Origin of the sequence: Peptoniphilus indolicus ATCC 29427, from assembly GCF_000227315.1 — a bacterium.
In the GTDB taxonomy this organism is placed as follows: Bacteria; Bacillota; Clostridia; order Tissierellales; family Peptoniphilaceae; genus Peptoniphilus; species Peptoniphilus indolicus.
This window is the reverse complement of the sequence record NZ_JH165133.1, coordinates 1-941: the sequence shown is the minus strand read 5'-3', so window position 1 is coordinate 941 and position 941 is coordinate 1. Positions and strand designations below refer to the sequence as shown.

Annotated in this window: 1 protein-coding gene; it reads right to left on the bottom strand. The window is 28.1% G+C overall.

All coding sequences use genetic code 11. The features are described from left to right. Window positions 1-460 precede the first annotated feature (460 nt). The gene (locus tag HMPREF9129_RS12630; RefSeq protein WP_004823563.1) at window positions 461-589 is read right to left on the bottom strand and encodes a hypothetical protein; all 129 of its coding nucleotides are present in this window, start codon (window positions 587-589) and stop codon (window positions 461-463) included. Window positions 590-941: the final 352 nt, after the last annotated feature.

Genomic DNA, 941 nt, shown 5'->3' with positions numbered 1-941 from the left:
AATACTCACTGTCAGTACTCCTTTAATATAAATTATCATATCAATTTTTATCTTATTTTCTCATTGATATCTTGTAAAAAAGCTATAACGGTTGCTCTAAGATTTAACTGCATCGGGTGATATGTATTCTAAAATTTTTAAATTCCACTCCAATCCAGAAATCAAAGCCGGATTTTATATATTTGAAGATCCTATATAAGCTGATGAATATCCCGTACTTCTTTCAAAACAATAAGATTTTACGTGCAGTCAGTTCTGTTTGTATCATATAAAATTTCAACTTCAGTATTTGGCAACTTTAAAAGCTCAACTATTGCATTAAAATCAGAAACTCCCATATATGATGTTGTTATAATTCTTAGCTTGTGATCTTCGGTAAATCCTTCTAACGCATCTCAAATAAGCCTAAATCCACTATACTTAATAAAATATATAAGCAGATCGATTCTATCAGAAGTTTTTATCTCTCTAATTCACTTTTAAGAGTTGTTCCAATTGTGACGGCTAATAGTGATGACGTTGCAATTGATGTCAATAACCTATTTTTATTTAGTTTATCAAATCCTTCTTTATTCTCATGAACCACCAACCATTAATTTCCATGCTCTTCACTTATTCCAAATCCTTCAATTTGAAATATTTTCAACAATTCTTTTAATATAAATAAACGTTTTTCTTTGTCGCTAGTGGCCATGTATTTTCTAATATTGTATTATATTTCATAATTTAAAGCCATTTTATAATTGATAATTGGATTTATAAATTTGTTCACTCACTTGACTTTATCTTCTTATCAATATATCATATTTTATTAGGAGTGATTATATGGACTTACATGCATTGATAAACCAAAAATCTTTAGACAAACTTTCTGACGAGGAATTAATTGCATTATTTGAAGATGTAAATGAGTTTAACCAAGCTGTTTATGACTTTGCAAT